This window comes from Rhodococcus sp. DK176 (assembly GCF_038447315.2).
GTDB classification, from domain to species: Bacteria; Actinomycetota; Actinomycetes; order Mycobacteriales; family Mycobacteriaceae; genus Rhodococcus_F; species Rhodococcus_F jostii_A.
The window spans coordinates 2009416-2022409 of the sequence record NZ_CP118321.2; the positions used below are offsets into that span (position 1 = coordinate 2009416).

A 12994-nucleotide genomic window follows, 5' to 3' on the forward strand; every position below is an offset into this window, starting at 1 on the left:
GACGGACACGCCCTCAGGGCGCCGTCTTCGCTCCTGGTGACCCGGTCTCGCCCGCGGGAACGGCGGCGGCCTCGGTCATCAGGCGGGTGATCTCGGCACGGTCGGCGTCACCGGGCAGCCCCCAGCCCAGCCGGTAACCGTAGAGGTCGGCGAGCGTGATCGAATGCCGGTTGCCGTCCGCGACCTCGACGTCCGACGCGGTGATCAGGCCGGGGTGCGCGACACCACACGCCTCGGCCACCTTGAATACGTCCCGGCGCAACGCCCTCAGGTAGTTCGCGGCCCGGACTGATTTGATGCCGGCGTCGAGTCCGTGTGCGAGCCAGGGGTTTTGCGTCGCAACACCCGTCGGGCACCGATCGGTGTGGCACTTCTGCGCCTGGATGCACCCGACCGCGAGCATTGGCTCACGCGCCACATTGATCAGGTCGCATCCGAGCGACATCGCCGCCACGGCATTGTCGGGCAGGCCCAGCTTGCCCGAGCCTATGAACGTGATGCCGTCGGTCAAACCGGCTTCCGCGAACTTGGCGTACACGCGCGCGAAGCCGCTACGGAACGGCAGCGAGACTGCGTCGGTGAACACCAGCGGTGCCGCGCCGGTACCGCCCTCACCCCCGTCGATGGTCACGAAGTCGACACCCCGCCCGGAGTTGCTCATCGCCTCGACGAGCAGGTCCCAGAACGTCGGGTCACCGACCGCGGACTTGATCCCGACCGGCAGCCCCGTCTCGGCGGCGAGGAGCTCCACCCAGTCGAGCATGCTGTCGACGTCACGGAAGGCCGTGTGCCGGGACGGGCTGATGCAGTCACGGCCCTCCGGTACGCCTCTGATCTCGGCAATCTCCGGTGTCACCTTCGCCCCCGGCAGGAGACCGCCGAGGCCCGGTTTCGCGCCCTGGCTGAGTTTGATCTCGATGGCCCGTACCGGCGCCGACTCGACCAGCGCCCGAAGCCGCGCCAGGTCGAACCGGCCGTCCTCGTCACGGCAGCCGAAATACGCGGTCCCGATCTGGAAGATCAGGTCTGCGCCGTTCCGGTGGTATCGGGAGATTCCTCCTTCGCCGGTGTTGTGCAGGCAATCGGTGGCAGCGGCACCACGGTTCAGAGCGACCACGGCCGCCGACGACAGTGCCCCGAAACTCATCCCCGAGATGTTCACGATGGAGCGCGGGCGGAAGGCATGCGCCCGGCCGCGGGCGGCACCGAGCACCTTCGCCGACGGAATCGCGAGATGTTCGTCTGCATGCGGCATCGCCGAGGGAGGAATCTCCGAGAACGTCCGGTGCTTGATGATGGTGTAGCCGTCGGTGAACTCGATGTCGTTGTCCGTACCGAACCCGAACGTGTCGGTCACCCGCTTCGACGACGCGTACACCCAGCGACGCTGATCCCGGGTGAAGGGACGTTCCTCGTCGTTGCCGGTCGTAATGTACTGCCGAAGTTCCGGGCCGAGCGACTCGAGCAGATAACGTCCGTGCCCGACCACGGGAAAATTCCGGAGTAGCGCGTGACGTCGCTGAACAAGGTCGTACGACGCGATCGCAGCCGCGGCGGCAGCCGGAATCGCCAGGGCGTTCCACCGCTTCATGAATTCACCGTACGCGCGCGCCGCCACTCGGATCGGCTCCTCGCGCCAATTTCACCCCGGCACGGACCCCGGAGTGGGAGCCTCCTGCGACACCGCAAGCAGCACCCGCAGATTGTCGGTGACCACCCGAGCGGAGATGCTCGGATCGATGGCGCGCTGAATACCGAGTCCGACACCGAGACTGAGGATGCTGCCTGCCGCATCCTCCGCGGGCACGGGCAACACGACCCCGAGTGAGTCGGTGAACGACTTCAGCAGTGTCACCGTGATCTCCCGGGCCACCCCGAGAGTGGCGGTGAGTGCGTCGCGGAGTTCGGGATCGTGCCGGGACAGCACGATCAGCTCGAACTCCAGCATGGTCCAACCGACGTCGCCGAGTGTCTTCTCCGCCCAGGCCTGGAACGCCTCGAGCCGCTCCTCCATCGTGTCGCCGCCGCCGAGCGCCTCGGCGATCTCCTGCCCCTTGGTGGCGTGGATGAGCCCCAGCACCTCGAGGCACAGTTCCTTCTTGTTCTTGAAGTTGGAGTACACCGCACCCTTGGAATAGCCGGCCTCGTCGGCCACTTTCTCGAGCGATGTGGCCGCGTACCCGTCGGCCAGGAAGAGGTCGCGGGCAGTCGCGACGAGATGCGCCCGTGTGCGCGCCTGACTCTCCGACCTGGTCAATCGCGCCATGCTCACCCTTTCTCCGAAGCCAATGCGAGAATATTCTAATTTTCATATACCGCCGGTATCTGGTTTCTGCTAGCTTCTAGATATGACTTCGAGTGACATACAACCCAGCCGCGGACTGGTGATCGGGTGCGGCGGCACGCTCGGCGCGGCCTGGACCGTGGCGGCCCTGGTCGCCGTGAGCGACGCGCTGGGCTGGGACCCGCGCGACGCCGACGTACTCGTGGGCACGTCCGCGGGCGCCGAACTCGTCACCATGCTGGGCGGCGGGGCGGGCGTCGACGAACTGCTCGCGATGCAGCTCGGTGGGCTCACCCACCCGGCGCTCGACGGGCACCTCGCCGCCGCACCGGGACGGTTCCCGCCGCTCCCCGGACCGGGCCTCGGTTCGCCCGGCTTGTTGCGCCGCGGGCTCCCACCCCTGACCGCCGCGAGCGGCCTCCTCCCCCACGGCCGCGGCGATGCCGCGTGGCTCGACCGGCTCGCCCAGCGGTTCACCTGCCACTCCGGCTGGGTGCGCCACCCCGCGACGTGGCTGGTGAGCATGGACTACGACACGGGAGAGCGCATCGCATTCGGCTCACCCGGTGCACCGACCGCCACCCTGTCCGAGGCGCTGCGGGCGTCGTGGGCGATTCCCGGCTGGTATCCGCCGGTCCCCATCGGCGGCCGCCGGTTCGTCGACGGCGGTGCGGCGTCCACCGCATCCGCCGACCTGGTGCTGCCCCTCGAACTCGACGAGGTGATCGTGCTGGCACCGATGGCGTCGACGGGCCGCATCGCGGGCCGCGGGGCGGCCCGCGTCGAACGCCTGATGCTGCGGAACTGGATGAGTTCCGGGCTGGACGCCGAGATCGCGAAGCTGGAGGCGGCCGGCACCCGGGTGATCCGGCTCGACGCGACCGCCGAGGACCTCGCCGTCATGGGTCCGAACTTCATGGACGGACGGCGCCGGCTCGCCACCCTCGAACATTCCCTCGTCACCACCCGCGCTCAGCTCGCGAACGGAGTACGCGCATGACGCATTACGACATTCTGATCGTCGGTGCCGGGATCTCCGGCATCGGAGCAGCAATTCGCCTGAAGCAGAGCGGAATCGACAACTTCGCCATCCTCGAGAAGGGTGACGCGCTGGGCGGGACCTGGCGCGACAACACCTACCCGGGTTGTGCGTGCGACGTCCCCTCGGCGCTGTACTCCTACTCGTTCGCACCCAACCGGGAGTGGTCGCGGTTGTTCGCCGGACAGGAGGAGATCCGCCGGTACATCGAGCGCACCGCCGCCGAACACGGGGTCCCCGCACACGTGAAGTTCGGCACCGAGATGCAGCGCGCCCAGTGGAGCGAACAGAGCAGGCGGTGGACGGTGGACACGTCCGCAGGCACGTTCACCGCGAACGCCGTCATCGCCGCCGCCGGACCCTGGAACGAACCGCTCGTTCCCACCGTTCCCGGACTCGACACCTTCACCGGCGAGGTGTTCCATTCCTCCCGCTGGAATCACACCTACGACCTCACGGGCAAACGCGTCGCCGTCGTCGGAACCGGTGCATCCGCAGTGCAATTCGTCCCGGCGATCCAGCCGACGGTCGAGTCGCTGCATCTCTACCAGCGCACCGCGCAGTGGGTGCTACCGAAACCGGATCACACGCTGCCCGGTGTCGAGCGCGCGATCCTGCGCCGCGTACCGGGTGCGATCCGCGCCCTGCGACGCGTCGAGTACGCGATCATGGAATCGCTCGGACTCGGTTTCCGGCACCCGTGGATCCTGCGGGTGATCCAGCAGGTCGGCAAGGCGCAACTCCGCGCACAGGTACGCGATCCGAAGCTGCGCAAGGCCTTGACCCCCGACTACACGCTCGGCTGCAAGCGACTACTGCTGTCGAACACCTACTACCCCGCACTCACCCGCCCCAACGTCGAGGTGCACGCCAACGCCGTTGAGTCGGTGCGCGGGAACGTCGTCGTCGGCAGCGACGGCGCCGAACGGGAAGTGGACGCCATCATCTTCGGCACCGGGTTCCACATCCTCGACATGCCGATCGGTTCCAAGGTGTTCGACGGCGACGGCCGCAGCCTCGACGATCACTGGAAGGGCAGCCCGCAGGCCTACCTCGGCACCACCGTCGCGGGCTTCCCCAATGCGTTCGTCCTCCTCGGACCCGCGCTGGGCACCGGCCACACGTCGGCGTTCATGATCCTCGAGGCGCAACTCGACTACCTGATCCAGGCCGTCACCGCGGCTCGGAGCAACGGGTGGACCAGGATGGAACCGCGCCGGGAAGTGCAGGACGCGTTCAACGCCCAGGTGCAGGAAGCCCTGGCCACCACCGTCTACAACGCCGGTGGCTGCCAGAGCTACTTCCTCGACGTCAACGGCCGCAACAGCTTCAACTGGCCGTGGTCGACCGACCGCATGCGGCAGCGGCTCGGCCGGTTCGACGAGGCGGCGTACGACGTCTCGCGTGAGCCGGCGTCGGCTACAGCGACTTCGCGATGATTCCCTTCATCACCTCGTTGGCGCCCGCGTAGATCTTCTGGACGCGGGCGTCCTCGTACATCCGGGCGATCAGGTACTCACGCATGTACCCGTACCCGCCGTGCAACTGCACGCACCGGTCGATCACCGCGCACTGCTGCTCGGTGAGCCAGTACTTGACCATCGCCGCCTCGGACGGGTCCAGTTCCCCACGCAGGTGCGCCTCGATGCAATGGTCCAGGAACACCGCACACGTGCGGGCGATGGTCTGGCACTCGGCGAGCTCGAACGCCGTGTTCTGGAACTCGAACAGACTGTGCCCGAACGCCTGCCGCGACCTCGTGTACGCAACGGTGTCCTCCACCGCACGAGTCATCGCCCCGGACGCCTGCGCGCCGATGATCAACCGCTCCTGCACCAGCTGCGCCATCAGCTGCCCGAAACCCTGCCCCTCCTCACCGAGCAGGTTCGACACCGGCACCCGCACATCGGTGAACGACAACTCCGACGTGTCGGCGCCGTGCTGACCGACCTTGTCCAACACCCGCCCGACGGCGAACCCGGGGCAGTCCCGCAGATCCACGATCAGCAGCGCCACCCCCTTGGCGCCGGCCTTCGGGTCGGTCTTGACCGCCAGCACGATCATGTCGGCGGACGTGCCGTTGGTGATGAACGTCTTCGACCCGTTGACGACGTACTCGTCGCCGTCCCGGATGGCGGTGGTCTTGATCGCCTTGAGGTCCGATCCGGCGCCGGGCTCGGTCATGCCGATGGCGCCGAGGATCTCCCCGGTCGCCATCGACGGCAGCCAGGTCGTCTTCTGTTCCTCGGTGCCGTACTCGAGGAGGTAGTGCGCGACGATCCCCGAATGCACCGAGATGCCGAGCGCGAGGTCGCCGGCATAGCCCTGGGCCTCGAACACGGCGAGGTCGTGGGCGAAGGTGCCGCCACCGCCGCCGTACTCCTCCGGGATCGAGCAGCACAGCAACCCCAGCTCGCCGGCCGCGAGCCACACCGCACGGTCGATGCGGTGCTGGGCGTCCCACTTCTCGTTGTGCGCGACCACCTCGCGTTCGAAGAACCCGACCGCGAGCTCGGACAGGGCCTTCACCTCGTCGTCGTGCCACGACGGGATGTGCTTCTTCATCGTCTGCCTCGGTTCTAGATGCGCCGGAAGAGTGCGGCGAGGGCCTGGCCGCCGCCGATGCACATGGTGACGATGCCGAGTTCGAGGTCGCGGCGCACGAGGTCCTTCGCCAGGCGCAGGCTCAGGATCGCGCCGGTCGCCCCGACCGGGTGACCCAGCGCGATCGCGCCGCCGTACGGGTTGGTCTTCTCCGGGTTCAGCTTCGCGTCCCGGATCACGGCGACGGCCTGCGACGCGAACGCCTCGTTCAGCTCGATCACGTCGATGTCGCCGGGGGTGGTGCCGGTCTGCTCGAACAGATTCGCCAGCGCCAGCACGGGGGCGTACCCCATCAGAGCCGGGTCCATCGCCGCTGTCGCGACGGCCTCGAGCGTGACCAGCCCGGTCAGGCCCTTCTCCTGCGCGGCGGACTGCGTGGCCAGCACCAGGGCCGCGGCGCCGTCGTTGATACCGGACGCGTTGCCCGCGGTCACCGACCCGCCCTCCTCGAACGCCGGCCGCAGCTTCGCCAGGGTCTCGAGGGTGGTGTCGGGCTTGGGGTGCTCGTCGACGTCGATCGTCTTCGGGCGGCGGCCCCCGATCTCGACGGGGGTGATCTCCTCGGCGAACGCGACCTTCGCGGCCTCGGAGGCGGCGCGGCGCTGGGATTCGACGGCGAACTCGTCCTGCTGCTGCCGGCTGACGTCGTACTTGCGGGCGACGGCCTCGGCGGTGCGGCCCATGTGCACGCCACCGAACGGGTCGGTCAGGATCGCGACCGTGCCGTCCACGAGTGTGCGGTCGCCGAGCTTGTAGCCGGAGCGGGCGGAGAAGTCGTAGAACGGCATCCGCGACATGCTCTCGTCACCGCCGGCGAGGGCGAAGTTCACCCCGCCCCAGCGCATCTGCTGCGCCGCCGACCACACCGCCTGCAGACCGGACCCGCACAGCCGGTTGACGGTGTACGCGGGGGTCCTCTCCGGAAGTCCCGCGGCCAGGGCCACGCGGCGGGCGTTGTAGGCGTCCGGTCCGACCTGACCGATGCAGCCCATCACCACCTCGTCGATGTCCTCACCCGGCACCCCGGCACGCTCCAGCGCGGCCTTGACGGCGGTGGCACCCAGTTCGTGGGCGGGCACGTCCTTGAACGCACCACCGAAGCTGCCGATCGGGGTCCTCGCGCCGTCGACTACCACGATCGGTTCAGGAGAATTCATGACGTGCCCTTCCGTCTCTCTACCAGTACGGTGAGATAGTAGGACTTCAAAGTACCCGGCTGTTCACGCAGGTCCTCCGACACGTCGCCGGGTCAGGTTCCGCGGATCAGATCGGCGCACTTCTCGGCCATCGTCATGACCGTGATATTGGGATTGACGTAGGGCAGTTTCGGCATGGCGGACGCGTCCACCACCCGCAGATCGCGAACGCCCTTCACTCGCAGTTCCGGATCGAGAACGGCCATCGGATCGGTGGCCGCACCCATCCTGGCGGTCCCGGCGGGGTGGTACACCGTGTTGTGCGTCCGGTGCGCGTAGTCGATCAGTTCGTCGTCGGTGACCGCCTCCGGCCCGGGGGCCAGTTCCCTCGTGATCCAGCCGCGGAGAGGTTCCTGCTCGGCGATGCGGCGCGCCAGCCGGATCCCGGCAAGCATCACGGCCTCGTCGTGGCCGTCCGGGTCGGTGAAGTACCGGGGATCCACTCGCGGACGATCCCGGAAGTCGCGGGAACGCAGACGTACCGTTCCGCGAGAGAGTCCCTGCGTGACGTTCGGGGTGAGGCAGAAACCGTTGTCCGTGGTGGGGTAACCCCACCGGAGTGTGTTCATGTCGAACGGCACGCTGCCGTAGTGCATCATCAGGTCCGGATGGTTCAGCCCCTCCTCGGTGGTGGCGAACAATCCGATCTCCCACCACTGTGTGGACGTCTCGACCATCGGCCGGGACGCGTCCCAGAACACCAGCCCTTCGACGTGATCGTCGAGGTTCTGCCCGACCCCGGGAGCGTCGACCCGAACCTGCACACCCATCTCACGCAGGTGCACCGTCGGCCCGATACCCGAGAGCATCAACAGTTTCGGTGTGTCGATGGCCCCGGCGGTGACGATCACCTCGCGGCGCGCCGAGACCGTGTCGTATCCGGTGAGATCGGGGCGCTGGTACCGCACGCCGGTCGCCGCCAGCGCGTCGTCGATGACGATCTCGCTGATCCGGCAGTCGGTGCGCACCTCCAGGTTGGGGCGTGACCCGAGAATCGGATGCAGGTAGGCGTGCGACGTCGACATGCGCGTGCCGTCCTCGGACGCGTTGATTTGGAACCACCCCGCCCCGTCGAGCACCGTCGTGCCCCGGTTGAACTGCACGGTGGGCAACCCGACCTTCGCCGCGGCCTCGAGCAGGGCCACGCCGCAGGGGTCGTGCGGCGGGACGTCGCGCAACCGCACCGGACCGCTGCGGCCGTGCTGCTCGCCGGGGGCGTCGTTGTTCTCCACCCGCGCCACGAGCGGCAGCACGTCCTTCGCGCCCCAGCCGGTGGCACCCGCCGCCGCCCAGTCGTCGAGTGTCTCGGCGGGTGGCCAGAACGCGATGCACGAATTGTGGGAGGAGCATCCGCCGAGCACCTTGGCGCGGGCGTGTCGCATGAAGCTGTTGCCCTTCTCCTGCGGCTCCACCGGATAGTCCCAGTCGTAGCCGGAGTCCAGCAGATGCATCCACTGCGACAGCTCGAGGACGTTGCGGTCACCGACGTCGGACGGCCCGGCCTCCACGAGGCAGACGGTCACCGAGGGGTCCTCGCTGAGCCGCGCGGCGAGCACACATCCGGCCGTTCCCCCGCCTGCGATGACATAGTCGAACACGGTGTCCGTCATGGCAGTTCGCTCTCCGCCTCGTCCTTCGACGACGCCGCGTGCGAGGCGAGACAGCCGATGTGGTTGCGGCCCTTCACCGCATACCAGAGGAGACCGAGCCCGAGAATGATGCCGATGTAGACGAACGCACCCCACGTGTTGTACCAGGGAGTGCCGTACACCTCGGGGCGCGGCCACGCGAGATTGAGCGCCATCCCCACTCCCCACAGCACGGCGAAGATGTTCACCGGAAGCCCCCACCGGCCCATCGTGAAATAGCCGCTCTCCGCGAGTTCCTTCGGCGGCCACTGCCCCTGCAGGCGTTTCTTCAGCAGTGGCCCGGTGACCATGAGGTACGCCAGGTAGATCATGATGATCGCGATCGATGTCAGCACGGTGAAGATCTGCGGCTGACCGATGTTGATGACGAGGATGAACGCCGCGAGCACACCGATCACGATGGCGGGGACCACGGGCGTCTGATGCTTCGGGTTGACGTGGGCCAGCCGCTCCCCGAAGGGCAATGCGTTGTCGCGGGCCATCGCGAACGTGAGCCGGATGGCCGCGGCGTGCACCGCGAGCGAACACACCGTGACCGCGACGACGATGCAGACCAGGAAGATCTTCCCGAGCGGTCCCCACATCACCTGCTCGACGATGTACTGCAGGCCGCCCTCGCTGCTGCCGATCAGCGGATCCTCGAGGTCGGGGGCTGCCATGACGGCGAATACCAGAATCGCCCCGCCGATGACGAACGACGCGAGGATCGCCCGCAGGATGGCCTTGGGTGCCGTCCGTCGTGGGTCGACGGTTTCCTCGCCGAGCGAACTCGCGGTGTCGAATCCGTACATCACGTACCCGGAGGCGAGTGACGCCACGAGGAACACCGTCAGATATCCACCGCTCTCCCCGGCGCCGTACCCGTGGGTGGAGAAGAACACGTCCGGACCGCGAGTGATGTTGGCGGCGAGGATGATCGCGATGAGGACGGCCGCGATCAGTTCGACGAACACACCCGTGCTGTTGATGAGAGCCATCAGCTTGACGCCGAACGCGTTGACCGCCGTGGTGAACGCGATCATGATGGTGCCGAGAATGACGGCGTTGGTGGCGAAGTCGTACTCACCGCTGCCGTCACCGATGATCTGGAATCCGCTCCACAGCCTCGGCAGGTTGAGTTGCAGGGCGAGCACGACGGCCGAGAGGGTCACGATCGACGCGGTGAGCATCAGCCAGCCCGACGACCATCCCACGATCCTGCTGCCGAGCAGCTTGGCCCAGTTGTAGACCGAGCCGGCGACGGGGTACTTGGCGGCGAGCTCCATGAAACACAGGGCGACGGCCATCTGCCCGACGAACACCATCGGCCAGGACCACAGGTACGCCGGTCCGGCGGTGCCGAACCCGAAGTAGAACAGCTGGAACGTGCCGGTGAGAATCGAGATGTAGCTGACTCCCGCCGCGAAACTGGCGAATTTGCCGAGGCTGCGGTCCAATTCCTGTTTGTACCCCAGTTCGCCGAGTCCACTGTCCCCCGGCGCACCTCCGTCACCCACTGCTCCGTGCCGAGTAGCCATGGTTCTCTCGCCTCTCCGTGCGCCGACCTAGCCGTTGTCGAACCACCCCGCCGCCGTGGGCGAGGTGTTGTGCCAGATATGTTTGGTCTCCTGGTATTCCGCCAGACCGGTGGGGCCGAGTTCGCGCCCGTTCCCCGACATCTTGAAGCCGCCCCACTCGGCGGCCGCGGTGTAGTAGCCGAAGTCGTTGAGCCACACCGTGCCGTGGCGCAGACCGCGCACCATCCGCTCGCCCCGCGCGCTGTCGGCGGTCCGGACGCCGGCGGCGAGGCCGTACTCGGTGTCGTTGCCCAGCCGCAGCGCCTCCTCCTCCGTGGTGAAGCGCTCGACGGTGAGGATCGGGCCGAACGTCTCCTCCTGCACGAGGCGCATGGTGCGGTCGCAGTGGTCGAAGATGGTGGGCAGGTAGTAGCTCCCGTCCGCCAACGCGGGATCGGCGGGCCGGGCTCCCCCGGTCACCAACCGGGCGCCCTCGGAGAGGCCGAGCGCCACGTACCGTTCGACCTTCTCCCGGTGGGCCTCGGACACCAGCGGGCCGGTTCGGCTCGTGGGATCGAGACCGTTGCCCATCCGGATCTTCTCCGCCCGCGCGGCCAGTGCCGCGACGAACCGGTCGGCGATGGACTCCTCGATGATCAGGCGGGTTCCCGCCGAGCACACCTGACCGGAATGCAGGAACACCCCGGTGAGCACCTGGTCCACCGAATCGTCTCCGTCCGCGTCGGCGAAGACGATGTGCGGATTCTTGCCACCGAGTTCCACCGCCACCTTGGTGACGTTCTTCGCCGCGGTCTCGAGGATGACGCGTCCGGTCGCCAGCCCGCCGGTGAACGAGATGAAGTCGACGTCGGGGGTGCCCGTGAGCGCGGCGCCCAGCACGGCGCCACTGCCCTGCACGAGGTTCACCACCCCGGCGGGGACACCTGCTTCGGCGATCAGTGCGGTGAACGCGATGGTGCTGAGCGGGGTCACCTCGCTCGGTTTGAGGACCATGGTGCACCCGGCGGCCAGCGCGGGCGCCACCTTCCACGAGATCTGCAGCAGCGGGTAGTTCCACGGTGCGATGAGCACGCACACGCCGATCGGCTCGCGCACCACCCGGCTGATCACCTCGGGCCGGCCGACATCGACCAGAGCGTCGGCTTCGACCGCGGCGAGTTGCGCGTAGTACCGGAACACCGACACCACGTCGTCGATGTCGATCCTGCTCTCCTCCAGAGTCTTTCCGGTGTCGAGCGTCTCGATGCGTGCGAGGGTCTCCTTGTCGCGCTCGAGGAGATCGGCGATCCTCGCGACCAACGCCGTGCGCTCGGCGACGGGTGTGCAGGGCCAGGTTCCCTGGTCGAAGGCGGCGCGGGCCGCGGCGACGGCGCGGGTCGCGTCCTCCGGGGACGCCTCGTCGACGGTGGCGACCACCGATCCGTCGGCCGGATTGATGCAGTCCCGGGTCTCACCGGAGCTGGAGCGGATCCACTGCCCGTCGACGAACAGGCCCGTGTTCAAGAGGTCATCGATCGACTGGTCCTGCATCACTCAACTCCGTGTCTCGCCGGAACGAACGCACCCCCTTTACGGTATGCCGTCGGAGTCGCGGTGGGCGGGGATCGCGCACACATGTCCGATTCGCGACGGTATCCGTCGCCGAGAAGACTGTGTCCGGTAGCCGGACGCGCGTGCGCCTAGCGGCTGCGATAGCGTCGTCAGGCGAACTCTTCGCACATTCCCGGACAGGACACACCTAGAAACGGAGCACCCGTGGTCGCGATCGGCAACTCGGATCTGGACATCTTTCCCCTGGCCCTCGGTGGTAACACCTTCGGCTGGACCAGTGACGAACCGACGTCGTTCGAGATCCTCGACGCCTTCGCCGCAGGCGGCGGCAACTTCGTCGACACGGCGGACTCGTACTCCGCGTTCGCCGAGGGCAACTCCGGCGGCGAGTCCGAGACCGTTCTCGGTAACTGGATGGCGTCCCGCGGTAACCGCGACCACATGGTGATCGCCACCAAGGTCAGCCAGCACCCGGAGTTCAAGGGCCTGGCCCCCGCCAACGTCCGCGCGGCGGCGGAGGCCTCCCTGAAGCGGCTGCAGACCGGCCACATCGACGTGTACTACGCCCACTTCGACGACGCCGACACTCCGCTCGTCGACACACTCGGCGCCTTCGACGAACTGGTCCGCGACGGACTCGTCCGCCACGTCGCCCTCTCCAACTACTCGCCCGAGCGCATCCGCGAGTGGCTGTCCCTGACGGCCGAGAACGGCTTCGCGGCCCCGATCGCGCTGCAGCCGCACTACAACCTGGTGCACCGCCACGACTACGAGCCCGAGGTGGCCGCGATCGCCACCGAGAACGGCCTGGGCGTCTTCCCCTACTACTCGCTCGCCGCCGGCTTCCTGGCGGGCAAGTACCGCACCCAGGCCGACCTGGACGGTCAGCCCCGCCAGCGGATGGCGACCCGCTACTTCTCCGAGTCCGGCCTCGCCGTCGTCGACGCCCTGGCCGAGATCGCGGACACGCACTCGGCGGAGATCTCCACCATCGCGCTCGCGTGGCTCCTCACGCGGCCCGGCATCACCGCGCCGATCGCGAGCGCGAGCCGCCTCGAACAACTTCCCGCTCTACTCGACGCCCCCACCGTGACCCTGACCGCATCCGAGATCAGCCGGCTGACGACTCTCTCGGACGCGATCGGCGCCTGACC

Annotated in this window: 10 protein-coding genes; 3 read left to right on the forward strand and 7 right to left on the reverse strand. The window is 67.9% G+C overall.

The window, feature by feature from the left end:
- Positions 1-13 precede the first annotated feature (13 nt).
- Both PSR88_RS09450 and PSR88_RS09455 read right to left on the reverse strand, forming a co-directional pair.
- Positions 14-1591, reverse strand: coding sequence for an FMN-binding glutamate synthase family protein (locus PSR88_RS09450; protein WP_237724096.1), 1578 nt, complete (start codon positions 1589-1591; stop codon positions 14-16).
- Between the two features lie 51 nt (positions 1592-1642).
- A complete protein-coding gene (locus tag PSR88_RS09455) occupies positions 1643-2266 on the reverse strand; it encodes a TetR/AcrR family transcriptional regulator (RefSeq protein ID WP_011594789.1) in 624 nt (207 codons plus the stop codon).
- 82 nt (positions 2267-2348) lie between these two features.
- Between PSR88_RS09455 and PSR88_RS09460 the strand changes: the two genes are divergently transcribed.
- Entirely contained in the window at positions 2349-3284 is a 936-nt protein-coding gene (locus PSR88_RS09460) for a patatin-like phospholipase family protein (protein ID WP_016882852.1), read from the forward strand.
- Positions 3281-4762 carry a flavin-containing monooxygenase gene (locus PSR88_RS09465; protein WP_016882851.1) on the forward strand — a complete coding sequence of 494 codons (1482 nt, stop codon included), beginning with the start codon at positions 3281-3283 and terminating at the stop codon, positions 4760-4762. Before PSR88_RS09460 ends, PSR88_RS09465 begins: the two co-directional genes overlap by 4 nt.
- Here PSR88_RS09465 and PSR88_RS09470 read toward each other — a convergent pair.
- From PSR88_RS09470 to PSR88_RS09490, 5 genes are all read right to left on the reverse strand, one after another.
- Positions 4743-5888, reverse strand: coding sequence for an acyl-CoA dehydrogenase family protein (locus PSR88_RS09470; protein WP_016882850.1), 1146 nt, complete (start codon positions 5886-5888; stop codon positions 4743-4745). The genes PSR88_RS09465 and PSR88_RS09470 overlap by 20 nt on opposite strands.
- Positions 5889-5902: 14 nt before the next feature.
- Positions 5903-7084 (reverse strand): thiolase family protein, encoded by a 1182-nt coding sequence (locus PSR88_RS09475; protein WP_016882849.1) that lies wholly within the window; start codon positions 7082-7084, stop codon positions 5903-5905.
- A 92-nt stretch (positions 7085-7176) separates the two neighbouring features.
- Positions 7177-8733, reverse strand: a complete 1557-nt coding sequence (locus PSR88_RS09480) for a GMC family oxidoreductase (RefSeq protein ID WP_016882848.1) — start codon at positions 8731-8733, stop codon at positions 7177-7179.
- Positions 8730-10289: an APC family permease gene (locus PSR88_RS09485; protein ID WP_051004171.1), complete on the reverse strand. Its 1560-nt coding sequence runs from the start codon at positions 10287-10289 to the stop codon at positions 8730-8732. Before PSR88_RS09485 ends, PSR88_RS09480 begins: the two co-directional genes overlap by 4 nt.
- 27 nt (positions 10290-10316) lie before the next feature.
- Complete coding sequence (locus tag PSR88_RS09490) at positions 10317-11819, reverse strand: aldehyde dehydrogenase family protein (RefSeq protein ID WP_011594796.1); 1503 nt, start codon at positions 11817-11819, stop codon at positions 10317-10319.
- A 225-nt stretch (positions 11820-12044) separates the two neighbouring features.
- Here PSR88_RS09490 and PSR88_RS09495 point away from each other — a divergent pair, with 225 nt between their 5' ends.
- A complete protein-coding gene (locus tag PSR88_RS09495; RefSeq protein ID WP_016882847.1) occupies positions 12045-12992 on the forward strand; it encodes an aldo/keto reductase in 948 nt (315 codons plus the stop codon).
- The last annotated feature ends 2 nt before the right edge of the window (positions 12993-12994 follow it).

Coding starts and splice junctions, on each gene's coding strand:
- PSR88_RS09450 (WP_237724096.1), bottom strand. CDS start 1,591: ATGAAGCGGTGGAACGCCCTGGCGATTCCGGCTGCCGCCGCGGCTGCG.
- PSR88_RS09455 (WP_011594789.1), bottom strand. CDS start 2,266: ATGGCGCGATTGACCAGGTCGGAGAGTCAGGCGCGCACACGGGCGCAT.
- PSR88_RS09470 (WP_016882850.1), bottom strand. CDS start 5,888: ATGAAGAAGCACATCCCGTCGTGGCACGACGACGAGGTGAAGGCCCTG.
- PSR88_RS09475 (WP_016882849.1), bottom strand. CDS start 7,084: ATGAATTCTCCTGAACCGATCGTGGTAGTCGACGGCGCGAGGACCCCG.
- PSR88_RS09485 (WP_051004171.1), bottom strand. CDS start 10,289: ATGGCTACTCGGCACGGAGCAGTGGGTGACGGAGGTGCGCCGGGGGAC.
- PSR88_RS09480 (WP_016882848.1), bottom strand. CDS start 8,733: ATGACGGACACCGTGTTCGACTATGTCATCGCAGGCGGGGGAACGGCC.
- PSR88_RS09460 (WP_016882852.1), top strand. CDS start 2,349: ATGACTTCGAGTGACATACAACCCAGCCGCGGACTGGTGATCGGGTGC.
- PSR88_RS09465 (WP_016882851.1), top strand. CDS start 3,281: ATGACGCATTACGACATTCTGATCGTCGGTGCCGGGATCTCCGGCATC.
- PSR88_RS09490 (WP_011594796.1), bottom strand. CDS start 11,819: ATGCAGGACCAGTCGATCGATGACCTCTTGAACACGGGCCTGTTCGTC.